The organism is Mesorhizobium loti (assembly GCF_003148495.1).
Lineage (GTDB): Bacteria > Pseudomonadota > Alphaproteobacteria > Rhizobiales > Rhizobiaceae > Mesorhizobium > Mesorhizobium loti.
Genome location: NZ_QGGH01000004.1, coordinates 79,966 through 105,925 on the forward strand (window position 1 = coordinate 79,966; position 25,960 = coordinate 105,925).

Sequence of the window (25,960 nt, forward strand, 5' to 3'; positions counted from 1 at the left end):
GGGCGACGCGTGGTCGCTGCCGCCCTTGTTTTGGCCTTGTCAGAACGCCCTGTCAGAACGCCTTGCCGATGCGAGCGTCGACCGAATGGCGGTTGCCGCCGCGAATGACGAAGAAGAGCAGGATTGCCGCCCACAGCAGCGACTTTTCCGCGCCCGAAAAACCCTGGCTCATGGTCACCCAGTGGAACCAGACCGTGACCAGCAGCACGAACAGCCCGGCAAAGGCGGCCGGCCGTGTCAAGAGCCCGATGGCGATGAAGATGCCGCCGAAGAATTCGGTGCAGGCCAGGACCAACGACCACAAGGCGCCCGGATAAAAGCCGAGGCCCTCGACCATTTCAGCGGCGCCGAAAGGATTGCTGATCTTCTGCGAACCATGAATGGTGAGAAACGCACCGGCGACGACGCGAAGGACGGTTTCGCCAGCGTCATGCAGCGACGAATACAGGCGGCCAAGCACCGGAATGATCAGCTTGCCGCGGGAAGCGTCGGTGGTTGCGGACATCGTGGCTCCTGTTGTTGTGATGATCCCTTGCAAACGCCCGATGGTCCCCCATCAAGTCAAGTTAACAAAAGTTAACTATTGCAATCATGTTTATTTGTGCGATGACGAAACGCAGAAAACCCCGCCGAAGCGGGGTTTTCCGGGTGAAGTTCATGTCGAAATCAGGGTCCAACGAGGCGGCCTGACCTGAGACGGTATCAGTGGCGTGAAGCAAGTACGCCCGCCCCAGCCCTGGACGCATCCGACAGAAGACACCGACCGGGCAAACCCGACCCGGACAGCTATTGGTCGTCGTGACGCGCGGGAAGGTTCACCGAGGCGCGGAAAAATTCTCGTCAGGAAGAATAGCGGGAAGCGAATTCGGAAATGCGCTGCACCACCGCCTTGGACGCGGTGATGCCGCGCGCTTGCGCCTTCTCGGCGGCCTCGGCCCGGGCACGGCCGGGCACGTGCACGCCGAAGCGCCGCCGCAGCCGGTCGAGCTGGTCCTTCATCCGCTGCTCGAAATCGGGATCGAGCAGCTTGGGCTCGACCGCGAGCACGAACAGCCCGGTGCCGGGGCTGTCCGGCCCGCCGCTGAACCATGGCGCGTCGAGCGACCAGTTGGCGCCCGACAGGCCCGCCGCCAGCACCTCGACCATCAGCGCGATGTTGGCGCCGCGCTGGCCGCCGAAGGCAAGCATGGCGCCCTTCATGGCAGCAGCCGGGTCGGTGGTCGGGTTGCCGCTGGCGTCCAGCGCCCAGCCTTCTGGGATTGTCTTGCCGTCCTCGGCCGCCTTGCGGATGTTGACGAAAGCGGTGGCGCTCGACGACTGGTCGATGATCAGCGGCGCGCCGTCGGCGGCGGGTGCGGCAAACGACATCGGGTTGGTGCAGTAGACCGGCTTGACCGAGCCGGAGCCGGCAAGCACGGCCGGGCCGTTGGTGGCTGCGAATGAAACCAGTCCTTGGGCTGCCAGCCTTCCGGTGAAATAGCCGAGCGCCCCGCATGTATAGGCGTTCTTCTGCGAGAAGATGGCGACGCCGAACAGTTTTGCCGCCTTGGCGAGGTCGTCGATGGTGCGGTCGAAGCCGGTATGCGCCAGCCCGCCGCGTGCATCGGAGAGATAGACCGCGAGCGCCGGCCGGGTGATCACCGGGTCGGCATTGCCGTCGATGCGTCCGGCTTCCAGTGCCTCGAGGTAGTCGATGAAATGCGACAGTCCGACGGAGGAAAGCCCTTCGGCCTCGGCGGCGATGATCGAAGCAGTGAGCGATTGTGCCGCTTCCTCATTGGCGCCGGCGCCAAGTGCCGCCATCCGGCACAGTCCTTTTGCCTGGTCGAGACTGAGTTGCATCATGGCCGTCCTGAGATCGCGCATTGCGGTTATGGGGTTGGGTTTGTGAGTAGCAGCACATGAGGGGGCTTTTGTGTTGAAAATCGTCCGCAACTGCAAGAAAAGCGGCGAGCGCGTCCGCCGCCGCCGTCTGCCGTGCGACTCGTGCGCCACTAACCGATCTTGTTCGGGATCCTGGCCTCTATCCTGCTGAAGGCGAAGACCAGAATACCGGTGATCGTCATGTAGATCAGCGCCAGCAGCAGCAAGGGTTCATAGGTGAGGTAGGTATCCTGCCGCACCTTGGACGAAACGGCGAAGATGTCGATGACGCTGATCGTCGCCACCAGCGGCGTCGACTTCAATTGCAGCACGGTCTCGCCGGTCAGTGTCGGCAGCGCCCGGTAGATGGCTTGCGGCAGCCAGATGCGCCGGAACGTCTTCCAGCGGCTCATGCCGAACGCGCGCGCCGCTTCGAGTTGCCCCTTGGGCACGCCGGCAAAGGCGCCGCGCATCACCTCGCCCTCATAGCCGGCGAAAGACAGGGTCAACGCCAGCACGCCATAGGGCCAGGCTTGCCTGAGATACGGCCACATCCAGGATTCGCGGATCCACGGATATTGCGGGAACAGCGAACCCAGGCCGTAATAGAGCAGCCACAGCTGGATCAGCAGCGGCGTGCCCCGGATCACCGTGCAGAACACCTTGGCAGGCGCGGCGAACCAGAAGGAGCCTGTGGCCTGCGCCAGCCCCAGCGGCACGGCGAGCAGGAAGCCCAGCACGCAGGTGACGGCCAGGATCCACAACGAGCGCCAGATGCCGATCAAGCCCATTTCATAATATTGCGGCAGCCAGTCCCAGCGCATGAAAAAGGCCGCCGACAGAACCAGGCCGAGTGCGATCAGGATCAGCACGATGCGGTGCGGCTGCAGCCACAGCGACGTGCGCGCGACGGCGTTGATGATGGCCGCCTCGTTGGCCATCAGCGCGCCTCCTTGAGCGAAGGCATGCCGCGCCGCGACCAGGCCTCGACCCGGCCGATGATGAGATTGGAAAACAGCGACAGCAGCAGATAGAGCACGCCCGCTGCGAAAAAGAAGGTGAAATAGGCTTTGGTGACACCGGCGGCCTGCCGCGTTGCCAGCGCCAGCTCGTAGAAACCGACGACCGCCAGCAGCGCGGTGTCCTTGGTCGCGATCAGCCAGAGATTGGCGAGACCCGGTATGGCGAAGGGCAGCATTGCCGGCAAGGTGATGCGCCGCAAGAGCAGGCCGGGAGACATGCCATAGGCGCGGGCCGCTTCGATCTGGCCTTGCGGAATGGCCAGGATCGCGCCGCGGATCACCTCGGTCGAATAGGCGCCCTGGACAAAGCCGAGCACGGCGATGCCGGCGGCAAGGCCGCTGATGTCGACACGTTGATACCCCATTGCCGTCAGCGCCTGATTGATCAGGTCGGTCCCGGCATAATAGAGCAGCAGGATCAGCACCAGTTCGGGCACGGCGCGCACGATGGTGGTGTAGACCGCCAGCAGGTCGCGCACCACCGGGCCGCCATAGAGCTTGCCATAGGCGCCGCCTGTGCCGATCAAAAGACCGAGGCAGGTGGCGCCCAGCGCGATCTCGATCGAGTGGAGCAGTCCAACCAAAAGGGTCCCGCCCCAGCCCGGCGGATTGGGCGAGAGAAGTTCGATGATGCCGGCCGCCGAGGCCGAAAGAAGTGCGTCGATCAGCGTCGCCCCCGAGGTGCTGGCTCTAACCGCCGACGGCTGCGTCGGCGGCAAACATGCCTGGGAAAGATCGGCAGGAGGGGCATGGCGCTGACGCCATGCCCCTCAGCTCATGCGAGGGTCGTCAGTTCGACTGCGCGCCGCCGCCGCCGTAAATATCGAAATCGAAGTACTTCTTCGAGATCTCGTCATATTTGCCGTTGGCGCGGATCGCCTTGATGCCGGCGTTGATTTTGCCCTTCAGCTCGGTGTCCTCCTTGCGCACACCGGCGCCGACGCCCGGTCCGAGCACTTCGTCGTCCGGAGCGACCATCCCTTTCAGGTCGCAGCAGGCCTTGCCCTGGTCGGACTTCAAGAACTCGCCAAGCGCGATGGAATCGGCCTGAACCGCATCGAGGCGGCCGGCGGCAAGATCGTTGTTGGCTTCGTCCTGGGTCTGGTATTCCTTGATCTCGGAAGCTGTGCTGCCAAAGTGCTTCTTGGCGTAGACGGCATGCACCGTCGAAACCTGCACGCCGACCACCTTGCCCTTGAGATCGTCCGGAGCGGAGCCGAATTTCTGGTCCTTCGGGCCAATGATCGCCGTCGGGGTGTTATAGTACTTGTCCGAGAAGTCGATCGTCTTCTCGCGTTCGGCGGTGATCGACATCGAGGAGACGATGAGGTCGATCTTCTTGGTCGTCAGCGCCGGGATGATGCCGTCCCAGGCAACCGGCGTGATGACGCAGTCGAGCTTCTCTTCGGCGCACACCGCGTCGATGAACTCGATCTCCCAGCCGACCCATTTGCCGGAAGCGTCCGGCGAGGTGAAGGGCGGATAGGGCTCGGCGGCGACGCCGATCTTGACCGGATCGGCCTTGGCCACGCCCATGGCGGCGACGCCGAGCAGCAGCGCTGCGGCGAATGTCTTCAGAAAAGTCTTCATGTCACGACTCCCAGTTTGTTGTTGGTTCCCGGTTTTCTTCCGTCCCGGCCTGTCCTAGCCGATGTTGCGGATGAACTGCTTCAGCCTTTCGGATTTGGGCGCGCCGAAGATCTGCTCGGGCGGGCCTTCTTCCTCGACCAATCCATTGTAGAGATAGACGACATGCGTCGCGACCTCGCGGGCGAACTTCATCTCGTGCGTCACCAGCACCATGGTGCGGCCTTCGCGCGCCAGGTCGCCGATCACCTTCAACACCTCGCCGACCAGTTCGGGATCGAGCGCCGAGGTCGGCTCGTCGAACAGCATGACGCGCGGATTGATGGCCAGTGCCCGGGCGATCGCGGCGCGCTGCTGCTGGCCGCCCGACAGATAGGCCGGATAGACGTCGCGCTTTTCGGCCAGGCCGACGCGGGCGAGCAGCTTTTCGGCCTCGCTGATCGCTACATCGCGCTTGATGCCAAGCACATGCACGGGAACCTCGATGACGTTTTCGATCAGCGTCATGTGGCTCCACAAATTGAAGTTCTGGAACACCATGCCGAGCTTGGAACGGATGCGCTCGATCTGCTTGCGGTCGGCCGGAATGGTGTGGCCGTGGCTGTCGGCCTTCAGCTTGATCTCCTCGCCATTGACGCGAATGATGCCGCTGGTCGGGTTTTCCAGGCAGTTGATGCAGCGCAGCAGCGTCGATTTGCCCGAGCCTGAGCCGCCAATGATGGCGATCACCTCGCCGTCGCGCGCCGACAGCGAGACGCCCTTCAGCACATGCAGCTCGCCGAACTTCTTGTGCAGGTTCTCGACATGGATGGCTTCGGCGGCGCCGTCCTGCGCCGTGTGTTTCAATACGGGTGCGGCGCTTTGCACCATCATCCCTTCGACGCTCCGCGGAGCGGTCGAGCCCGTCGCTGCTGGTATCTTTTACCCATTACCCGTCACTGGACAGAGTTCCCATTCTCAGGATGGACCGTTCCGCTTGCCTCCGTCAACCATGGTTTTTGGACTATTGATCACAGCTTGCTGTAGTGGTTAGTGGCGGCAACGGACGTTTCGGGAGAATTTAGTGGGCAAATCATACGGGTCGCAGTCCATGGCCGGACCCCTGAAACGTGTGCTGATGCGGTCCGCCGCCAGCGCCATGCGTCATGCCAAAGCGCAGGAATGGCACTACGGCCCGGGTTTTGATTCGCAAAAGGCCGCAGCCCAGCATGAGCAGTTGACCGGCATGGTCGCGGCTTCCGGCGCCGAGATCGAATGGCTGACGGATGCCGATGACGGGCTGGCCGATTCCGTCTTCACCCATGATCCGTCGCTGATGACCGATCATGGCGCGATTATTCTCTCGATGGGTAAGGCGCTGCGCCGTGCCGAGCCTGGTCTGCACGAAGCAGCTTACAAACGCATGGGCATCCCCATCCTTGGCCGCCTCGAAAGCCCTGGCCAGGTGGAAGGCGGGGACTGCGTCTGGGTCGATCCAAACACGCTGGCCGTCGGCCGCGGCGTGCGTACCAACCAGGACGGCATCCAGCAGCTTTCGAACCTGCTTTCGCCCAAGGGCATTTCGGTTTTCGGTTTCGATCTGCCGCTCTGGCACGGCGAGGAAGCCTGCCTGCATCTGATGTCGGTGATCAGTCCGCTCGCCGACGATCTCGCGCTGGTCTACGCGCCCTTGCTGCCGGCCGCCTTCTATCAGTTGCTGCGGGCGAGGGGCATCAAGCTGGTCGAGGGCGATGCCGACGAGTTCTTCGCCTCCAATGGGCTCAGCCTCAACGTGCTGCCGACCGCGCCGCGCCAGGTCATCGCCGTTGCCGGGTTTCCCAGGACAGCGGCCGCCATGCAGGCGGCTGGCTGCGTGGTTTCCACCTTCGAGGCGGATGCGCTCTGCGTCGCCTGCGAAGGCGGCCCGACCTGCCTGACGCGCCCGGTGCTGCGCCAATGACCACCATTGGGACCACCGTCGGCGAGGCGCTCATTTCGCTGCTCGAAGCCCATGGCGTCGACACGGTCTTCGGCATTCCCGGTGTGCACACGGTCGAACTCTACCGCGGGCTGGCGCGCTCCAAGATCCGCCATGTCACGCCGCGCCACGAACAGGGCGCCGGCTTCATGGCCGACGGCTATGCGCGTGCCAGCGGCAGGCCGGGTGTCGCCTTCGTCATCACCGGACCGGGGCTGACCAACACCATCACCGCCATGGGACAGGCACGCGCCGATTCGGTGCCGATGCTGGTGATATCAGGCGTCAACGCTATGCCGACGCTGGGCAAGGGGTTGGGTTTTCTGCACGAACTGCCCGACCAGCGCGGCATGATGGAGAAAGTGGCGTTGTTTTCGCAGCGCGTTACCGAGGCCAGCGAATTGCCCGGTGCTCTGGCGCAGGCCTTCGCCTTGTTTTCATCGGCTCGGCCCGGTCCGGTGCATATCGAGATCCCGACCGACGTCATGGTCAAGCCGGCGGATGGCATCGCTGCCATGCTGAGCAATGTGACGCCACCCGCGCCGGAAGGTGCTGCAATTGCCAGCGCTGCCAAACTCATCACTGCTGCGCGCCGCCCGCTGATCCTGGTCGGCGGCGGCGCCAAACGCGCCGAGGCGCCATTGCGGCGTCTGGCGGAACGTCTGGGAGCGCCGGTCGTCCAGACCGCCAATGCGCGCGGCCTGCTGCATGGCCATCCGCTTTGCGTGCCGGCCAGTCCCAGCCTGAAGGCAGTGCGGGCGCTGATGGCCGACGCCGACCTGGTGATTGCCGCCGGCACCGAATTCGGCCCGACCGACTATGACGGCTACAGCGATGGCGGCTTCGTCCTGCCCGCCAATCTGATCCGCATCGATATCGGCGCCGATCAGCTTGCCCGCCGCCCGGCGACGGTTTCGATCCAGGCCGATTGCGCCGAGGCGCTCGAAGCGCTGCTTCTGGAAACTGGCCATGTCCCGACAAGCGAGGGCGGTTCGTCGCGCGCCGCTGCTACACGAAAAGCAGCCTTTGCGGAGCTCAATCCGACCCTGCAGGCGCAGGTGAGCGCGGTCGAGGCGATCCGCGACGCCTTGCCGGGCGCGCTCATTGTCGGCGATTCGACGCAGCCGATCTATGCCGCCAACCTCTATTATGACCATGACCGGCCGGGCGGCTGGTTCAATGCCGCCACCGGCTTCGGCGCGCTCGGCTATGGCCCGCCGGCGGCGATCGGCGCTGCCCTTGCGGTGCCCGATGCGCCGGTCGTCTGCCTGACCGGCGACGGCGGCTTCCAGTTCACGCTGCCGGAACTGGGTGCCGCGCTCGACGCAGCAGCAGCTGTCATCTTCGTCGTCTGGAACAATCGTGGCTACCGCGAGATCGAAACCTCGATGCTCGATGTCGGCGTCGAGCCCGTCGGCGTGTCGCCGGCGCCGCCGGATTTCTGCAAGCTGGCCGAGGCCTATGGTATCGGCGCCGAACGGCTTGCCGATATCGACGCTCTGGCGGGCGCGCTGAAACGCGCGCGGGCCACCGGACTGCCGCGCGTCATCGAAATCGCGGTTGACTGAACATCGGTGGCGCGTGCTTCCCGTCCCGGCTGGCATGACCTATGGCCGACCGGTGGGCGGACGCATGCAAAGACGCGACAACTGCCATGTCGAGATTTCAATTGAGTGATGGCGCGAAAGGCGCGACGCTTCGCGTCGGCGTGGCATAGAAACGACCTAACGATAAAAAAATGACAGGAGCGTCCAAGATGACGGAAACACTTGAAGGCAAGCATATCGTCGTGACCGGCGGAACCGGTGCGCTCGGCGGTGCGGTTGTCGGCAAACTGCTGAGTGACGGCGCAATCTGCCATGTGCCCAATGCCCATGCCGCCGCCCCTACGCATTTCCCCTTCACTACGCATGATCGTGTCCAGCTGGTGCACAATGTCGATCTCTCGGACCCCGCCAAGGTCGAGGCGTTCTACAGTCAGGTTCCAGGCCTCTGGGGCTCGATCCACCTGGCCGGCGGCTTCACCGCCGCACCGGTGGAAAAGATCGAGTCGGCCTCCTTTGCCGAGATGATGGACACCAATGCGCGCACCGCCTTCCTGTGCTGCCGCGCCGCGATCCGCTCGATGCTGTCGTCGGACATCGCGGGCCGCATCGTCAACGTTACGGCGCGCGCCGGGCTCGATCCGCGGCGCGGCGCCGGCATGGTCGCCTATGCCGCCAGCAAGGCCGCGGTGGCGGCGATGACGGTGGCGATGGCCGAGGAGCTGAAGCACAAGGGCATCCTGGTCAATGCTGTGGCGCCGTCGACGCTCGACACCCCGACAAACCGCGCCGATATGCCGGATGCCGATGCCACCAGATGGGTCAGCCTCGAAGCTGCCGCCGAGGCCATCGCCTACCTTGCCTCGCCGGCCAACCAGGCGATGAGCGGCACGCTGGTGCCGCTTTACGGCAGGGCGTAACCTTCCAACTTTTACGTCGGTCAAAGAAAAACCCCGCCGGATCGCTCCGGCGGGGTTTTGTTTTCGAGCCTATGCGAAGGGCTTCGCGGTGCGAAGGGCTTAGCTGCCCTGCTTCTTCAGCGCGGCGCCCAGGATGTCGCCCAGCGAAGCGCCGGAGTCGGTCGAGCCGTACTGAGCGACCGCTTCCTTCTCCTCGGCGATTTCCAGCGCCTTGATCGAGACCTGCAGCTTGCGGGTCTTCTTGTCGAAGGCGATGACGCGAGCGTCAACCTTCTGGCCGACGGTGAAGCGCTCGGGGCGCTGCTCGTCGCGGTCACGGCTCAGATCCGAGCGCTTGATGAAGGTCTCGATGCCGCTGTCGACCAGCCGCACTTCCAGACCGCCATCCTTGACGCCGATGACTTCGCAGGTGACGACCGCGTTCTTGCGCAGTTCGCCCGAGGTCGCCGCTTCGCCGACCGTATCCTTGGCCAACTGCTTGATGCCGAGCGAGATGCGCTCCTTGTCGATGTCGACGTCGAGCACCTGCGCCTTGACCATGTCGCCGCGATTGTACTCTTCGATGACCTGCTCGCCCGGACGGGTCCAGTCGAGGTCGGAAAGGTGCACCATGCCGTCCACGTCGCCTTCGAGGCCGATGAACAGGCCGAACTCGGTCTTGTTCTTGACCTCGCCCTCGACCTGGCTGCCGACCGGATGGCTCGAGGCGAAAGCCTGCCACGGATTCTCGAGCGTCTGCTTGAGGCCGAGCGAGATGCGGCGCTTGGCCGGATCGACCTCGAGCACCACCACGTCGACTTCCTGGGTCGTCGACAGGATCTTGCCGGGATGCACGTTCTTCTTCGTCCACGACATTTCCGAAACGTGGATGAGACCCTCGATGCCCGGCTCCAGCTCGACGAACGCGCCGTAGTCGGTGATGTTGGTGACGGTACCCTTGATCTTCTTGCCGATCGGGAACTTGGTGCCGATCTCGGACCACGGATCGCTCTCGAGCTGCTTCATGCCGAGCGAGATGCGGTGGGTTTCCTGGTTGATGCGGATGATCTGCACCTTGACCGTCTGACCGATGTTGAGGATCTCGGTCGGATGGTTGACGCGGCGCCATGCCATGTCGGTGACATGCAGCAGGCCGTCGATGCCGCCGAGGTCGACGAACGCACCGTAATCGGTGATGTTCTTGACGACGCCTTCGACAACCTGGCCTTCTTCGAGGTTCTGCACGATTTCCGAACGCTGTTCGGCGCGGCTCTCCTCGAGCACGGTACGGCGCGACACCACGATGTTGCCGCGGCGGCGATCCATCTTGAGGATCTCGAAGGGCTGCGGGTTGTGCATCAGCGGGGAGACATCGCGGATCGGGCGGATATCGACCTGGCTGCGCGGCAGGAAGGCCACGGCGCCGTCGAGGTCGACGGTGAAGCCGCCCTTGACCTGGTTGAAGATGACGCCTTCGACGCGCTCACCCTTGGTGAACTTCTCTTCGAGACGGACCCAGCTCTCTTCACGGCGGGCCTTCTCACGGCTGAGCATCGCTTCGCCAAGTGCGTTCTCGATGCGCTCGACATAGACTTCGACGGTGTCACCAACCTTGAGGGTGGTGTCCTTGCCCTTGACGCCGAATTCCTTCAGCGGCACGCGGCCTTCGACCTTGAGGCCGACGTCGATGATGGCCATGTCCTTTTCAATGGCGGTGATGATGCCCTTGACGACTTGGCCTTCGCCGGAGTGACCGGCGGTAAAAGATTCTTCGAGCAGGCTCGCGAAATCATCGCGAGTGGGATTTGCAGCTGACATTGTTTCTCCTGGAGTGCCCCGCATCTCAAGCGGGACGGGCGCCGTGGGTTAGCGTTGCGTTGGCCTGCCGGCGTTCCGGGCTACAAAAGCCCTGGGCCGCTCTTTAAGCGGCAATTCCGGCGCATGAAGAATGCTGGCAGGCTGGTTCGTGCCCGATATGGGTATTTTCTTCGCCTCCGACAACGGAAACACGAGGGAAAAACCCGGATCAGGCCTTGTCTCTCTTGGCCAGCACGTCGTCTATGATCGCCATGGCTGCAAGAAACGCGGCTTCTATAGCCATTTCGCTGGTATCAAGCAAGTGCGCGTCGGCCGCCGGCTTCAAAGGTGAGTCCGCACGGCCCATGTCGCGCTCGTCGCGGCGCACGATATCGGCGAGAATCTCGGTGAAATCAGCGGTACCGCCGATGCTCTCGATCTCCGCCAGCCGCCGCCGTGCCCGCACCTCGGCGCTCGCCGTCACATAGAGTTTGATGTCGGCCTCGGGGCACACCACGGTGCCGATATCGCGCCCGTCGAGCACCGCGCCCGGCGGCGTCTTGGCGAAGTCGCGCTGCTTTTCGACGAGGATACGCCGCACGGTCGGATACACGGCGACCTTCGAGGCTGCCTCGCCGACCGCATGGGCTGACAGCACCGCCCGGTCGAGATTCGCCAGATTGACCTGGCGGGCAGCGGTTTCGGCGGCCGAGACATTGTCGAGCGGCAGCGCGTGCTGGATCAGCGCATAGGCCACGGCACGATACGTGAGGCCGGTGTCGAGCAGGTTCAGCCGGTAGTGGTCGGCAAGCCGGCGGGCGAGGGTGCCCTTGCCGGCGCCTGCCGGGCCGTCGATGGCGATGGTGAAGACGTGTGTCATGTGCAGGCCACCGGCCCCCGCGCCGTCGCTTCGCTCCAGGATGACGAAGCGAGAGATGATAGGCGCCACTTTCCCAGGGCTGCGATTGCCACGACTGTCACCCGATCTCAGCGCCCAGCCCCGTCATCAGGCCCATGAATTCCGGAAAGCTCGTTGCGATCATCGCCTGATCGTCGATGGTAACAGGCTTTTCCGTCGCCAGCCCCATCACCAGAAAGCTCATGGCGATGCGGTGGTCGAGATGGGTCTGCACGGTCGTGTCCTGGCCGTTGGGATGACCGCCAAGTCCCTTGCCGCGCGGTTTGCCGCGCACGGCAAGCGACGCCTCGCCCTCGGTGCAGTCGACGCCGTTGAGCTTCAGCCCGTTGGCGACGGCCGATAGCCGGTCGGACTCTTTCACGCGCAGTTCTTCCAGCCCCTGCATCAGCGTTTCGCCCTCGGCGAAGCTGGCAGCGACGGCGAGCACCGGGTACTCGTCGATCATCGACGGCGCCCGTTCGGGCGGCACGGTGACGCCCTTCAGCTCGGAGTAACGCACGCGCAGGTCGGCGACATCCTCGCCGCCGGCATTGCGCGCGTTGAGGATGTCGATCTTGCCGCCCATTTCCTGCAGCGTCAAAAGCAGGCCGGTGCGGGTCGGGTTCATCAGCACGTTCTCGATGACAATGTCAGAACCCGGCACGATCAGTGCCGCCACCAGCGGGAAGCCGGCCGAGGAGGGGTCGCCCGGCACCGCGATCGTCTGGCCGGTCAGCTTGCCCTGTCCCTCGATGAAGATGTGGCGCACGCCGCGCTCGTCGGTCTCGACCGACAGGTTGGCGCCGAAGCCCTTCAGCATCTTTTCGGTGTGGTCGCGCGTCATGACAGGTTCGATGACGGTGGTGATGCCCGGCGTGTTCAGCCCGGCGAGCAGCACCGCCGATTTCACCTGTGCCGAGGCCATCGGCACACGATAGGTGATCGGGGCGGCATGCTTTGGTCCATGCAGCGTGATCGGCATGCGGTCGCCCGGCGTCGCCTTCAGCACCTGCACGCCCATCTGGCGCAAGGGTTCGAGCACGCGGCCCATCGGCCGGCCCGACAGCGAGGCGTCGCCGATGAACGTCGTTTCCATGTCATAGGTGCCGACGAGGCCCATGGTCAGCCGCGAGCCGGTACCGGCATTGCCGAAATCGAGCGGGCCTTCCGGTTGCAGCAGCGCGCCATTGCCGGTGCCGCGGATTACCCACTCGGCGCCGCGCTTCTCTATATGCGCGCCCATTGCCTTCATGGCCGCACCCGTGCGCATCACATCCTCGCCTTCGAGCAGGCCGGTGATGCGGGTCTCGCCGGAGGCGAGGCCGCCGAACATGAAGGAACGGTGCGAGATCGACTTGTCGCCCGGCACGCGAGCGGTGCCCGAAAGGGCTGGGGATCGGCGGGCGGTGGCCGGCTTGGGGGCGGCGGCGTGAGACATGGAATTTCCCTGGACGGAATGCCGGCAGGCCGGCGCTTTTCATTTGTTGCGGCGGTCTCGTATCACGGCGGGCCGAAATGGTCATCCCCATGGTCGTCACTTGACGCGAGGCCTTTCAATGCATGGTTTTGTGACGCCGGCTTTTCGCTTTGACAGCGCTGCAAACTGTGGTTAAGGGGACCACTCTTTTATTGACGAGGCTTGCCGTGGCAAAAACCGAACTTGGCACAAAACGCATCGACCCGGAGACGGGCCGAAAATTCTACGACCTGAACAAGGACCCGATCGTCTCGCCCTACACCGGCAAGACCTATCCGCGTTCCTATTTCGAGGAAGGCAAGATTGCCGCTCTCGAGGAGGAAGAGGAAGTGGCCGAGAAGGAAGTGGACGCCGAGGAGGAAGAGGGCGTTGAGGTCGTCTCGCTCGAAGAGGCGGACGAGGACGTCAAGGCCGATGATCTTCCCGATCTCGGCGATGACGAGGACGATGTCGACCTCGGCGACGACGAGGATGACACTTTCCTTGCCGACGAAGAGGAAGAAGACGACGACGTCGCCGACATGATCGGCGTTGGCGACGACGACGACGAGGTCTGATCGGCCTTGAAAGCGGGCGTTTGCGGGCTTTCGTGGCCTGTGAAGAAAAAGCGGCTCTCGAAGGCTTGATATTGACGAAGGGCGGGGTTAGAAGCCGCCTGCACTAACGGCGCGGTCTCCAACCCGCGCCGGATCTCTTCGCCGGAAACGGTGCCGGTTGACTGCCGGAAGTGGGGCCATAGCTCAGTTGGGAGAGCGCTTGAATGGCATTCAAGAGGTCGTCGGTTCGATCCCGATTGGCTCCACCAAACAGTCTTTCTGCAAAACTGGCTATCTCCTTGCTGAAATAACCGCGCCTCTTCAAAGGCTTGCCAGCGTCGCGTTACAACGCCTGACAGGGACTGCGCTTGTCTCGTGCCGTCGGATTTCAGCCCCAGATACCCAGGCCTTGGCCGGATCGGCGACGCTCTGATACAACTCGCGACAGCATCGAATGGGCAGCAATTGCACCCGGCAAAGGAATGGTATTGCCTGTTGAGCCGGAATTCCGCGACGATAGTTCGTCAGTCCAGTTGGTGGCGGCTGTCCGGCAGTTGGTTGGCCATGGCCTCGTCGTCGAGGGCGGCGATCTCACACCAGCCGATCGCGACCTGCTGCTCGAGGAAGAACTTTCGCTCGGCAATGTCGTGCCGGCGCGACGCCGTGAATTTCGCGCAGGACGCTTCTACGCCCGGCAGGCGTTGCAGGGCCTTGGCGCAGGCGGCAGCGTCATCCCGATCGGGGACAATCGTGCGCCAGTCTGGCCGACAGCTATTGTCGGTTCCATTTCTCATACCCGAAGCCTGTGCGTCGTCGCCGTCGGATCATCCACCGAATTCCTCGGCGTCGGCATCGATATCGAGGAGGATTCTCCCCTTTCGTGCGAACTGGCGCGATTGGTGTCCGACGCCGCCGAACTGGAGGGGCGGGAAGAGATCGAAAGGGGTCTGGGCTGCGACCTGCCAAAGCTTCTGTTCGTGATCAAGGAAGCGTTCTACAAAATGTATTTCCCGCTTACCGGCCGTTTTCTGGCGTTTCACGACGTTCGCATCGAACTGGATGTAGAGAAACACGCCGCCAAGGCCTGGATCGTCCCATCAAAGCACCTGGCGGCGATCGACAGCCGCTGTTTTGAGGGTCGCTTCGGCAGCAGCGGCGGAACCCTGTTTTCATGTTTTGAGCTCTCCGCGCGTTGACAGCCGCGCCGCCAGCAAGCACTCAGGGAACCGGGCACAGGCTATTTGGGTTGAACGGTGGGTATTTCTGATCGACGTCGATCCCGGATCGGGATCTGATGGGCACAATACGTGACCATGTGAACCGGCATGCCGGATACAATTCGCAGACGGTGGCCCTTCTGGCCGCGGCACAGCCTGCGCTTACCTTTGCAGGGTTGGCTGCCCAGATCCACTATGTCGGCGAAATACTGGCGCTGGAGGGCATCGGCCTATCCGACCGTGTCGCGTTGCTGTTGCCCGAGGGTGCGGAAGCCGCGGTAGCGATCGTGGCCGTCGCAGCCAACGCGGCATGCGCTCCCTTGAACCCCGCATGGCCGATGCGCGAACTTGAATCGCAGCTGGCCGCGCTGCGCGCCACGGCGCTGATCGTGCCGCATGGCTGGCAATCGCCGCTGCTTGCCGTGGCGGCCTCGCTCAATATCCGGGTCGTGCAATTGCTTGCCGAGCCGGGTGCGGCGGCAGGGCGCTTTTCGCTGACCGGTGTCGGCGAGACACTTCGGGATGATCAGCGCAAGGCCTCACAACAGAATGCGGCAACGCCGGACGATACCGCGCTGCTGCTGTTCACATCGGGCACGTCGGCGCAGCCCAAGCTGGTTCCGCTCACCCATCGAAACCTCTGCGTTTCGGCGCAGGACATCTGCGTGGCACTGGATCTGCGGCACACCGACCGCTGCCTGGGCGTGATGCCGCTGTTCCATATCCACGGCATCAGTAGCCTTTTGGCGTCGCTGGTTTCAGGCAGTTGCTACGTCAGCCTGGCGGGCTTTTCCGCCGACTGCTTTTTCAGCGGCCTCGAAGAATTCAGACCGACCTGGTATTCGGCCTCGCCGACCATTCATCGCACAATCCTCGACCAGATACGTCTTTACTCGGGAGACCCGCGCCGGGCCGGGCTGCGCTTCATTCGTTCGGCGTCTGCGCCAATGCCACCCCAATGGATCGCGGATATCGAAGGCGTGTTCGGCGTGCCGTTCGTCGAGGCCTACGGGATGACCGAGGCGGCGCCGCAAATTGCCAGCAACGGCCTGCCGCCGTTCGAACGCAAGCGCGGCTCCGTCGGCAGGTCCGCAGGTCCGCAGATCGCCATCATGGATCAAGCCGGGCGTCTCCTGATGCCGGGCCAGAGCGGCGAAATTGTCATTCGTGGCGCCAATGTCATGCCTGGCTACGATGGCGACCCTGCTGCCAATGAGGCCGCTTTCGTCGATGGCTGGCTGCGGACAGGAGACAGAGGACATCTCGACGCTGACGGCTATCTGTTCGTTTCCGGCCGCCTGACGGACACCATCAATCGCGGCGGTGAAAAGATTGCGCCGGCGCTGGTGGAGCAAGTCCTGCTCGACCATCCCGACATCGAAAAAGCGGTCGTCTTCGGCATCCCCCATCCAGTGCTTGGCGAGACCGTTGCCGCAGCGGTCGTCCCCAAGCCGGGGAAAGCGCCGTCGGCGCAGCAGATCCGCGGCTTTGTCGCCGAGCGGCTGGCGCGCTCCAAAGTGCCCCAGCGGATCGTGCTGGTCGATGAGATTCCGATCAATGCCAGCGGAAAGATCAATCGCAGGCATCTGGCTCTGGCGCTGAACCTGCAAGAACAGGACGGTCAACCTGTTTCGCCGCAGACCGGCAAGGTGGTTGCGCGAACCGCGATCGAGCGCCGGGTAGCGGCGGTCTTTGCCGAGGTTCTGGGAACCGAGCCGCCCGGCATCGATGACGACTTCTTCGACCTTGGCGGTCATTCGCTGACCGCGATGCAGGTTCTCGTCCGGCTGCATGCCATATTCGAGGTCACATTGCCGGTCGATTGCATGTTTGACTGCCCGACCGTGGCGCGGCTTTCCCAGCGCATCGGCGAAGAGATGGCCAACCTCGTCGCGGATGGCCTGGCGCGGCTGGAGCGGGGGCCGACGTCCGAGCGGGAAACCACACGCATTCCTCGCCGACAGGAGGGTGAGCCCGCACCGCTTTCCTCAGCCCAGCAGCGCGTCTTTTTTCTCGACCGGATGGGCGCCGGCAGCGCTTACACCATGTCGGCCTCGCTGTGGCTGAGAGGCGCGCTCGATAAGCGTGCCTTGGCGTTGGCGCTCGATGAGATTCGCCGCCGCCACGACATCTTGCGCACGACCTTTCACCTGCGCGACGGCGACCCGGTCCAGGTCGTTTCCGGATTTCGGGAAACCAGGCTGGAAATAATCGACCTGACCGGCCACGCGGCGGACGCGCGAACCACCGAGGCCATGCGCACTGCGACGGAGGAAAGTGCTGCACCGTTCGACCTGGCGCAAGGTCCGTTGTTTCGCGCCAGTCTGGTTCGGCTGGCAGAGCAGGACCATGCCTTGCTGCTGACGATGCACCACATCATCTGCGATGGCTGGTCGATCGGTGTGCTGCATGCCGAGCTGAAGCAGCTTTACCAGGCCTTTCATGACAACAGGGCGTTGCCGCTCGCGGAACTGCCGCTGCAGTTCGGCGACTTCGCCACCTGGCAGCAGCGCGGCATCGAGACCGTGGAAATCGAACGCCAGACCGCATACTGGGTCCGGCAACTCAAGGCTCTGCCGCCGACCTGCACGCTGCCCACGGACCGGCCTCGCCCGGCGGTCCAGTCCCATCGCGGTGGCACGGTTCAGGTCGAGATCGATCGTCAAACGACGGATCGCCTGAAAATCCTCGGCCGAAGCCAGGATGCGACCGCGTTCATGGTCTTTCTGGCGGCCTTCAAGACATTGCTCTTCCGCCACAACGGTCAGGATGATTGCGTCGTCGGCGTGCCGATCGCCAATCGCCCGAGGAAGGAACTGGAGCCGCTCATCGGCTTCTTCGCCAACACGCTGGTTTTGCGCACGACGCTGGGCGGTGACCCGTCCTTCGTCGAATTGCTCGGCCGCATCCGCTCGATGGCGCTCGACGCCTACGCGCATCAGGATGTCCCCGTCGAACGCGTCGTTGACCAACTGAAGATCGCGCGCGATCCCGGCCACATGCCCCTGTTCCAGGTCATGTTCGCATTCCAGAACGTCCCGGATCATGTGGCGGGACCGTCTTTCGATTTCGCGCAGGATCTTGCGGCACGGAAGCTGAGCGTCGACAAGGCGATGGCGAAATTCGACCTCGCTTTGTACCTGTCGGAAACCCCGGACGGGATGGTCGCGGCCTGGCAATTCAACGCCGATCTCCATGAGCCAGCCGCCATCGATCGGCTGGCCCGGCAGTTCCAGACCTTGCTCGAAGGCATAGCAAGCGATCCCGCGCAAACGCTTTCGCAATTGCCGCTGTTGCCCGAGGTCGATCGTCGCCAGATCGAGACCGACTGGAACCGCACGCAAGCCCGAGAACTGTTGGGGCAGGACTATATCCAGCTGTTTGAGGCGCAGGTCGAGCGAACGCCCGATGCTGTCGCCGTGCTGGACCAAGATCAGCGGTTCACCTATCGCGAGCTGAATGAGCGGGCCAACCGCTTCGCGCGCTATTTCAGCAGTTGCGGCGTCGACCGCGAGACATTGACGGCGGTCTGCCTGCCAAGGTCGGCCGAGGTGCTGGCGGTGCTGCTTGGCGTGTGGAAGGCGGGCGGCGCGTTTCTGCCGCTCGATCCCGACTACCCGCCCGATCGCATTGCCTTCATGCTGGCCGATGCGGGTGCGGCACTGCTCATCACCGAGACGTCGCTGTTGCCGAAATTCGGCGCCGCGTTTCAGCCGGAGGCATCGGGCCAACCCGCCGCCAGGCCGGCCATTTGCATCGACGCCTGCCGGTCGTCCGTTGCGGAGCAGGATCCCGGCAATTCGGGTGTCATCGCTGTACCCGATGCGCTCGCCTACGTCATCTATACGTCGGGCTCCACCGGCCGCCCCAAGGGCGCGATGATCACGCAGGCGAATGTCGGCCATTACGCGGAGGCGATGGTCCGCGCGATCGGACTTGGACCAGACGACATCTATTTGCACACCGCCTCGTTTTCGTTTTCCTCGTCTATGCGGCAGTTTGCCGTTCCCTTGTCGTGCGGTGCGACGGTTTCGATCGCTTCGGTCGAGGAAATCAGCGACCCGCATGTGCTGTTCGAGATGGTGCGCCGCCAGCGCGTGTCGGTGGTGGATCTCGTCCCGTCCTTTTCGGCCGGCTGCCTGCATATGCTGATGTCGCTCGATCCATCCGTGCGCCAAAGACTGCTCGACAATCGGGTGCGGCTGATGCTGTCGGCCAGCGAGCCTCTGCCGGGCGCCCTGGTCGAAAAATGGCGGCGCCTCTGCAAGCCGGCGACAGAATTCATCAACATGTTTGGCCAGACCGAGACGACGGGAATCGTGACGGTCTACCCCATTCCGGTCGAGGCCGGCTCGGCGGCAATGATCCCGATCGGCCGGCCGATCGCCAATACGCAGGCCTATGTGCTGGACCCATTCCGCCGTCCGGTTCCGGTCGGCATCAGCGGCGAGCTGTATATCGGCGGCGCGGGTGTCGGCAGTGGCTACATCAATGGCTCCGAGGCCGGCAACCTCGTGCCGAACCCGTTCAGCGCGGGCGAGCGGTTGCAGCGAACCGGCGATCTGGCGCGCTGCCTGCCTGACGGGACGATCGAAATTGTCGGTCGTGCCGACGAACAGATCAAGATGCACGGCTTCCGTATCGAACCGGGTGAGATCGAGGCTGCGATCCACACGCATCCGGAGGTACGCGAATGTCTCGTCGGTGTTGTCGAGGATGCCATCGAGGATGACGATATCGGCGATCGCAAACGCCTGGTCGCCTTTGTTGCGGTCAATGCCCCGCATGACGCGCAAGCGTCGGCTCTCTCTCGGCAACTGCGCGATTTTCTGCGGCGGCAGCTGCCGCGATACATGCTGCCTCAACGCATCGTCATCCTGGATCGCTTGCCGCGCACGCCAAACGGCAAGATCGACCGGCGGGCTCTGCTCGCCAGCCAGCCGCGAGCGGCGACGCGGCCAATTGCCGGCATACCTCCCCTAAGCCAGGCCGGGTTGCATGGCGTGGCGCGAGCGGAGGCCGAGACGATCCTGGTGGCGGTCTGGAAGAAGGTTCTGAGGCTGGAGGAGGTGGGCCTGCACGACAATTTCTTCGATCTCGGCGGCAACTCCCTCCTCAGCATCAACATCGTCGTCGAAGCCGGCAAATCCGGCTTGGCCATCGATCTGCGTCAGCTCTACCAGCACCAGACGATCGCCGATCTGGCGCACGCTGCCTCCCGGGCGGGCCTTGGGCAAACTGTTGCGGTTACACCGGTGGGTGCGGACGCGGCGAAAGTTCTGGTGACGATCGAAAGCCTCCGTGCCTATGGCCGCGAAGCGCTGACGCGGGCCGGACTGAGCGCGCAGGGGGCGGCGATCGTCACCGAAGTGCAGCTCGAGGCAAGCCTGCGCGGACAGCCGACGCACGACATTGTCAGCATTCCCCGCTACGCCACGCGGATTGCCTCGGGCAAGATCAATTCGCACCCGCAAATCCGCATCGAACATGACAGCGCCACCATCGCGCGCATCGATGGCGACAACGGCCCCGGCCAGTGGGTCAGCACGGTGGCGATGGACCTCGCCATCGAAAAGGCGGGCAGGCACGGCGTTGGCATTGTCGGTGTCCGCCGCTCCAACCATTTCGGCGCCGCCGGCCACTATGTCTGGCAGGCGGCACGGAAAGGGCTGATCGGCCTGTGCACGACCAACGGACCGCTGATCCTGGCGCCGACCGGCGGCGTCACGCCGACATTCGGCAACAATCCGCTCGGCGTCGGCATTCCGGCGGGGCGGCATTTTCCCATCCTTCTCGACGTTGCCATGAGCGTAGCGCCGCGCGGCAAGATCGGCCTGTCGGTCGCCGAAGGCAGTCCGTTGCCGGCTGGCTGGATTCTGGACCGGCTCGGGCGGCCTTCGACAGACCTTAGCGATCTCGCATCCGGGCTCGGCGTACCGATCGGCGGACACAAGGGCTATGGCCTGGCCATGGTGATGGAAGTGCTTGCCGGCGTGCTCACAGGCGCCGGTTTTGGCAGCGACCACCATCAGGACAGGTTGCGCGAAGGCTCTCACACGCCGGATTACGGCCATTTCTTCATGGCGCTCGATCCCGAGCGGTTCATGCCCTTGGCCGACTTCACCGAACGCGTCGATCGTCTCATCGAGCAGACCAGGAATGGTGAACACGCCGAAAACGCCACTGAAATCCTCATCCCGGGCGAAATGGAATTGCGCACCAGGCAAGAGAGCCTGAGCCTAGGTGTGCGGCTGAGGTCATCGACTTACAAGGTACTCCTCGCCTACGCCCGCAAGGCCGGGTTCGATCCCGGACTGGAGATCGTCGGGGAAAACCAGCTTGCCGAAAGCCATGGCTGAGCTGCCGACATTCGATCGAAGCGAGCTGGACGGGAGCATCCCGGCGCGTTTCGGCAAAGTGGTGCACAGCTTCGGCTCGCACGTGGCGATCGGTGGCGGCGACCGGCCATGGACCTATGACGAGGTCGACCGGCGGACCAATCAACTGGCCCGGGCGATCCTCGAACGCACGCAGCCCGGCCACGGATGCGTCGCCTATCTTGTCGACCATTCGCCCGAGATGGTGATATGCGCACTGGCCGTGCTCAAGGCGGCGAAGGCGTTCCTGTGCGTCCATCCGGCTATGCCGCTCAAAGCGCAACGTGACATCGTCGGCGATGCCGTCCCGGACCTGCTGCTGACCGACGCGGCTCACGCGGCTGCGGCGCGTGATCTTGTCGGCGATGACAGCCGGGTTCTGCTGCTGGAAGATATCGACGTGCGGTATTCCGCCGATGCGCTGCATGTTTCGGTCGACCCGCGTGACCCGGCGGCGATCTTCTACACGTCGGGAAGCACCGGGCGGCCGAAAGGTGTGGTCAAAAGCCATCGCACCGTGCTGCACAGGGCGTGGCTTTGTGCAGGGTATGACGGGTTGGCCCCCACAGACCGGCAGTCTCTTCTGACCTATTGCAGTTTCGCCTCGTCGGAGGCGGATGTCTTCGGCGCGCTGCTAAATGGAGCCACGCTGGAACTCTACGATGCCGCATCGCGCGGTCTCGGCGATCTCGGCGCGTGGATCGACGAGCGTCGCATCACGCTGCTGCACCCGCCCGTCATGCTGTTTCGCAAATATCTGGAGATGATCGACGGCCAGGGCCTGCATCCCTCGGTCCGGCTGGTGGCGCTGGCAGGCCAGACGGTCATTGCTTCCGACATCGAGCTATGGCGCCGCCACTTCGCCCTGTCCTGCGACTTGCGCCATCGTTTCTCTTCCACCGAGGCCGGCCACATCGCCGTGGCATCGGTGGCTCCGGGCGAGACACCTGCGCCAGGCACGGTGCCAGCGCCTCGACCCGTCGCCGACAAGTTTCTTCTGGTCGTCGACGAGGACGGGCAACCGGTCGAACCGGGCGCTGTCGGCGAACTCGTCGTGCGCAGTGCCTTTCTGGCCGACGGCTATTGGCGCCAGCCTTCCGAAACGGCGAAATATTTTCGCGACGCTCCCGGTTTCCCCGACCAGCGCCTGTTTCACACCGGCGACATCGGCCGTTTGTCGAGCGATGGCAGTCTTGAATTCCTCGGGCGCCGCGACGACCAGGTCAAGGTTCGCGGCTATCGCGTCGAAACGCGGGAAATCGAGCAGGCTCTCCTGCAGCTTCCAACGGTGGATGAAGCCGCCGTCATCACCGAACTCCGCCAGAATGCGCACTCGATTGCCGCCTTCGTCGTGATGAAGCAGGGAGCCTTGTTCCGGGCTGACGCTCTGAGGGCCGGCTTGAGGCCGATACTGCCGCCGTGGAAAATTCCAGGCCGAATCCATGCGATCGAGTCGTTGCCGCTGACGCCAACCGGCAAGATCGACAGGCCACGTCTCCAGCAAGTCCTGCAGGCACGTGACGGCTCCGTCGAAAACAGTCAGGCCGCGCAATCGCCCGACGCGACAATGACGGTGGCCACCGCAAAACGGGTCAGGACGTGGAAGCGGCTTTTTACCCGGACCGGTAACCGGTGAAGGGCGAGCGACAATTCCATCACCACTCGGCGAAGGAGCCATCCTTGTGGCGCCAGATCGGGTTGCGCCAGCGGTGGCCTTCCTTGGCGCGTTCCTTGACATAGTCCTCGTTGATTTCGACACCCAGGCCCGGGCCGTCGGGAATGGCGACATAGCCATCCTCGTAGCGGAAGACGTCCTTGTTGGCGGCGTAGTCGAGCAGGTCGTTGGCGGCGTTGTAGTGAATGCCGAGGCTCTGCTCCTGGATGAAGCAGTTGTAGCTGACCGCGTCAAGCTGCAGGCAGGCGGCAAGTGCGATCGGCCCGAGCGGGCAGTGCGGCGCCACGGCCACGTCATAGGCCTCCGCCATCGCAGCGATCTTGCGGCATTCGGTGATGCCGCCGGCATGCGACAGGTCTGGCTGGATGATGTCGACGACGCCCTCCTCGAACACCGACTTGAAATCCCAGCGGCTGTAGAGCCGCTCGCCGAGCGCGATCGGCGTCGAGCCGAGCGCGGCGATCTCCTTCAGCGCCTCGCGGTTTTCGCTGAGCACCGGCTCCTCGATGAACATCAGCCTGTAGGGCTCGAGCTCCTTGACCAGGGCGCGCGCCATCGGCCGGTGCACGCGGCCATGAAAATCGACGGCGATGCCGATGTTGGGCCCGACGGCCTCGCGCACCATGGCTACGCGTTCGACAGCGGCGTCGATCTTGTCATGGCTGTCGACGATCTGCAGTTCTTCGGTGCCGTTCATCTTGAGAGCCAGGAAGCCGCGCGCCACCATTTCCCTAGCGCCCGCCGCGACCTCCGCCGGCCGGTCGCCGCCGATCCACGAATAGACCTTGATCGTGTCGCGCAGCTTGCCGCCGAGCAGTTCATGCACGGGCACGCCGAGCGCCTTGCCCTTGATGTCCCACAGCGCCTGGTCGATGCCGGCAATGGCGCTCATCAGGATCGGCCCGCCGCGATAGAAGCCGCCGCGGTGCATCACCGTCCAGTGGTCCTCGATCAGGCGAGGATCCTTGCCGATGAGATAATCACCAAGCTCCTTGACCGCTGCCTCGACGGTCAGCGCCCGGCCTTCGACGACTGGCTCACCCCAGCCGGTGACGCCGGCATCGGTTTCGATCTTCAGGAACAGCCAGCGCGGCGGAACGATGTAGGTGGTGAGCGAGATGATTTTCATGCGCAGTCTCAGTTGCTCTTGAGTTTCTTGGCGCTGACGAGGTCGCGCGCCGCGAGGTCGAGGATCTTGTTTGCCGCCCCACGTGCCGCCTCGGCATCGCGCATGCGCAGCGCCTCGACCACCTCGCGGTGCGCCGCCACGGCCTCCATGCGCCGGTCGAGCGAAATCACCGCCGTCGCCTCCAGCGAGAATTTCAGCCCTGTGTCGATCAGATTGCCGATCTGGCGAAAGATTGGGTTGTGGCTCGCGGCATAGACGATCTGGTGGAAAGCGATGTCGCTGCGCGAGAAGGCTGCGAGGTCCTCGCCGGCGCCTGCCATGCCGCGCCAGGCGGCTTCGAGATCGGCGATCTCCTGCAGCGTCGCGCGGGTGGCAGCGAGTTCTGCGACCAGCGGCTCGATGGCCCGGCGCGTTTCAAGAATGGCATCGAAGAGCTTGTCGTCCAGCGCATGCGGCGCGTGCCAGGCAAGCACCTGCGGGTCGATGATGTTCCAGTCGTCCTCGTTGCAGACGATCGTGCCGATGCGCGGCCGCGACAAGACCAGCCCTTTGGCGGCCAGCACCTTCAGCGCTTCGCGGATGACGGTGCGGCTGACGCCATACTCGACACCGAGTTCGTTTTCCGTAGGCAAGGACGATCCGGCCGGGTAGCGCCCGGAAAAGATGTCCGAGGCTATCGCCTTGGTCACATCGGGCATCACGCGCGGGCGGCGAGTGGTCGTATCTCCCGGGGCCTTCTTCAGAATCTCGGTCACCCCAGCCCTCCTCCAAGGCGGCGAACTCGCTGGTTTCGCACAACCGATCCGGCCTTAGCGGATGCGGGTGACTTGCGCCAGCGATCGTTGGTCGGAGCATGTACATTAATTATCATACCAGATCAATTGACGAGTATGATAAAAACGAATAGAGACTCCGACATCCGGGCTGAGCGCCCGGCCTATCGCTGGGAGGAAATCATGCGACTTTTGAAGACCGCGCTCGTTGCGGGCGCGCTTGCCGTGCTGTCCGTCACGACCATCGCTGCATATGCTCAGGACACCAAGATCGGTTTCATCGTTAAACAGCCCGAGGAGCCGTGGTTCCAGGACGAATGGAAGTTCGCCGACCAGGCCGCCAAAGAAAAGGGCTTTACCCTGGTCAAGATCGGCGCCGAGGACGGCGAGAAGCTGATGTCGGCGATCGACAATCTCGGCGCCCAGGGCGCCCAGGGCTTCATCGTCTGCACACCCGACGTGAAACTCGGACCCGGCATCGTCGCCAAGGCGGCTGCCAACAATCTCAAGCTGATGACTGTCGACGACCGCCTGGTCGGAGCCGACGGCAAGGCGCTGGAAGACGTGCCGCATATGGGCATCTCGGCCACCAAGATCGGCGAGGCCGTCGGCCAGGCGATCGTCGACGAGATGAAGGCGCGCGGCTGGAAGGCCGAAGAGGTCGGCGCCATCCGCGTCTCCTATGACCAGCTGCCGACGGCGGTCGACCGTGTCGAAGGCGCCATCTCGGTGCTCAAGGCGAACGGCTTCAAGGCCGAGAACATCTTCGACGCGCCACAGGCAAAGACCGACACGGAAGCTGCCCTCAACGCAGCGACGGTCGTGCTCAACGCCCATGCCGACATCAAGAAGTGGGTTTCTTTCGGCCTCAACGACGAGGCGGTGCTGGGTGCGGTGCGTGCAGCCGAAAGCGTCGGCATTCCGGCGGATGGCATGATCGGCGTCGGCATTGGCGGCGCGGATTCGGCGATCAACGAGTTCAAGAAGCCGACCGCCACCGGCTTTGTCGGCACGGTGATCATCTCGCCGAAGCGTCATGGCTATGAGACGGCGCTCAACATGTATGACTGGGTTGCCAACAACAAGGAACCGGAGAAGCTGATCCTGACCTCGGGTGCACTCGCCAAGCGCGACGACTACCAGAAGGTCCGCCAGGGTCTCGGCATCCAATAATCCTCCCTGTACAAACAGGCGGCGGCTCATCCCGCC

The 25,960-nt window shown here is 63.9% G+C and carries 19 protein-coding genes and 1 tRNA gene; 9 read left to right on the forward strand and 11 right to left on the reverse strand.

The genetic code is table 11. The features are described 5' to 3' along the window. Positions 1-52: 52 nt before the first annotated feature. The 6 genes from C8D77_RS17335 to C8D77_RS17360 form a co-directional block, all read right to left on the reverse strand. Entirely contained in the window at positions 53-505 is a 453-nt protein-coding gene (locus C8D77_RS17335) for a DoxX family protein (RefSeq protein ID WP_109665759.1), read from the reverse strand. Between the two features lie 335 nt (positions 506-840). After that, the gene (locus tag C8D77_RS17340) at positions 841-1,842 is read right to left on the reverse strand and encodes an Ldh family oxidoreductase (protein ID WP_170136774.1); all 1,002 of its coding nucleotides are present in this window, start codon (positions 1,840-1,842) and stop codon (positions 841-843) included. A 152-nt stretch (positions 1,843-1,994) separates the two neighbouring features. Then, positions 1,995-2,804, reverse strand: coding sequence for an ABC transporter permease (locus tag C8D77_RS17345; protein ID WP_109665767.1), 810 nt, complete (start codon positions 2,802-2,804; stop codon positions 1,995-1,997). Then, positions 2,804-3,517: an ABC transporter permease gene (locus tag C8D77_RS17350; protein WP_206438806.1), complete on the reverse strand. Its 714-nt coding sequence runs from the start codon at positions 3,515-3,517 to the stop codon at positions 2,804-2,806. Before C8D77_RS17350 ends, C8D77_RS17345 begins: the two co-directional genes overlap by 1 nt. A gap of 157 nt (positions 3,518-3,674) precedes the next feature. Beyond that, on the reverse strand, positions 3,675-4,475 hold the full coding sequence (locus C8D77_RS17355) for a transporter substrate-binding domain-containing protein (RefSeq protein ID WP_109665771.1): 801 nt from the start codon (positions 4,473-4,475) through the stop codon (positions 3,675-3,677). A 54-nt stretch (positions 4,476-4,529) separates the two neighbouring features. Then, positions 4,530-5,345: an ABC transporter ATP-binding protein gene (locus C8D77_RS17360; protein WP_425453739.1), complete on the reverse strand. Its 816-nt coding sequence runs from the start codon at positions 5,343-5,345 to the stop codon at positions 4,530-4,532. Between the two features lie 217 nt (positions 5,346-5,562). Between C8D77_RS17360 and C8D77_RS17365 the strand changes: the two genes are divergently transcribed. The 3 genes from C8D77_RS17365 (at position 5,563) to C8D77_RS17375 (ending at position 8,893) form a co-directional block, all read left to right on the forward strand. Next, the gene (locus C8D77_RS17365) at positions 5,563-6,411 is read left to right on the forward strand and encodes a dimethylarginine dimethylaminohydrolase family protein (RefSeq protein ID WP_109665779.1); all 849 of its coding nucleotides are present in this window, start codon (positions 5,563-5,565) and stop codon (positions 6,409-6,411) included. Continuing rightward, complete coding sequence (locus C8D77_RS17370; RefSeq protein ID WP_109665784.1) at positions 6,408-7,997, forward strand: 5-guanidino-2-oxopentanoate decarboxylase; 1,590 nt, start codon at positions 6,408-6,410, stop codon at positions 7,995-7,997. The genes C8D77_RS17365 and C8D77_RS17370 overlap by 4 nt, the downstream gene beginning before the upstream one ends. A 188-nt stretch (positions 7,998-8,185) precedes the next feature. Next, the gene (locus tag C8D77_RS17375) at positions 8,186-8,893 is read left to right on the forward strand and encodes an SDR family NAD(P)-dependent oxidoreductase (RefSeq protein WP_109665788.1); all 708 of its coding nucleotides are present in this window, start codon (positions 8,186-8,188) and stop codon (positions 8,891-8,893) included. A gap of 99 nt (positions 8,894-8,992) precedes the next feature. Here C8D77_RS17375 and rpsA read toward each other — a convergent pair whose 3' ends face one another. From rpsA to aroA, 3 genes are all read right to left on the reverse strand, one after another. Beyond that, entirely contained in the window at positions 8,993-10,690 is a 1,698-nt protein-coding gene (gene rpsA, locus C8D77_RS17380; RefSeq protein WP_023811516.1) for a 30S ribosomal protein S1, read from the reverse strand. A 208-nt stretch (positions 10,691-10,898) separates the two neighbouring features. Then, positions 10,899-11,549, reverse strand: a complete 651-nt coding sequence (gene cmk, locus C8D77_RS17385) for a (d)CMP kinase (RefSeq protein ID WP_109666705.1) — start codon at positions 11,547-11,549, stop codon at positions 10,899-10,901. A gap of 97 nt (positions 11,550-11,646) precedes the next feature. After that, complete coding sequence (aroA, locus tag C8D77_RS17390) at positions 11,647-13,005, reverse strand: 3-phosphoshikimate 1-carboxyvinyltransferase (RefSeq protein WP_109665793.1); 1,359 nt, start codon at positions 13,003-13,005, stop codon at positions 11,647-11,649. Positions 13,006-13,211: 206 nt separating this feature from the next. On the opposite strand from aroA, the gene C8D77_RS17395 reads away from it, so the two are divergent. The 5 genes from C8D77_RS17395 to C8D77_RS17415 all read left to right on the forward strand — a co-directional run bounded on the left by C8D77_RS17395 (position 13,212) and on the right by C8D77_RS17415 (position 22,810). Beyond that, positions 13,212-13,601 carry a TIGR02300 family protein gene (locus C8D77_RS17395; protein WP_109665797.1) on the forward strand — a complete coding sequence of 130 codons (390 nt, stop codon included), beginning with the start codon at positions 13,212-13,214 and terminating at the stop codon, positions 13,599-13,601. 172 nt (positions 13,602-13,773) lie between these two features. Continuing rightward, positions 13,774-13,849, forward strand: a tRNA-Ala gene (locus C8D77_RS17400). 219 nt (positions 13,850-14,068) lie between these two features. Next, on the forward strand, positions 14,069-14,776 hold the full coding sequence (locus C8D77_RS17405; protein WP_170136759.1) for a 4'-phosphopantetheinyl transferase family protein: 708 nt from the start codon (positions 14,069-14,071) through the stop codon (positions 14,774-14,776). 98 nt (positions 14,777-14,874) lie between these two features. After that, positions 14,875-21,156 (forward strand): non-ribosomal peptide synthetase, encoded by a 6,282-nt coding sequence (locus C8D77_RS17410; RefSeq protein WP_109665803.1) that lies wholly within the window; start codon positions 14,875-14,877, stop codon positions 21,154-21,156. Beyond that, on the forward strand, positions 21,137-22,810 hold the full coding sequence (locus C8D77_RS17415) for an AMP-binding protein (protein WP_146211792.1): 1,674 nt from the start codon (positions 21,137-21,139) through the stop codon (positions 22,808-22,810). Before C8D77_RS17410 ends, C8D77_RS17415 begins: the two co-directional genes overlap by 20 nt. 19 nt (positions 22,811-22,829) lie before the next feature. Here the strand turns inward: C8D77_RS17415 and dgoD are convergent, their stop codons facing one another. Both dgoD and C8D77_RS17425 read right to left on the reverse strand, forming a co-directional pair. Beyond that, positions 22,830-23,978: a galactonate dehydratase gene (dgoD, locus tag C8D77_RS17420; RefSeq protein WP_109665812.1), complete on the reverse strand. Its 1,149-nt coding sequence runs from the start codon at positions 23,976-23,978 to the stop codon at positions 22,830-22,832. An 8-nt stretch (positions 23,979-23,986) separates the two neighbouring features. Next, the gene (locus C8D77_RS17425; RefSeq protein ID WP_245463070.1) at positions 23,987-24,676 is read right to left on the reverse strand and encodes a FadR/GntR family transcriptional regulator; all 690 of its coding nucleotides are present in this window, start codon (positions 24,674-24,676) and stop codon (positions 23,987-23,989) included. A 258-nt stretch (positions 24,677-24,934) separates the two neighbouring features. On the opposite strand from C8D77_RS17425, the gene C8D77_RS17430 reads away from it, so the two are divergent. Further along, a complete protein-coding gene (locus C8D77_RS17430) occupies positions 24,935-25,924 on the forward strand; it encodes an arabinose ABC transporter substrate-binding protein (RefSeq protein WP_109665818.1) in 990 nt (329 codons plus the stop codon). Positions 25,925-25,960: the final 36 nt, after the last annotated feature.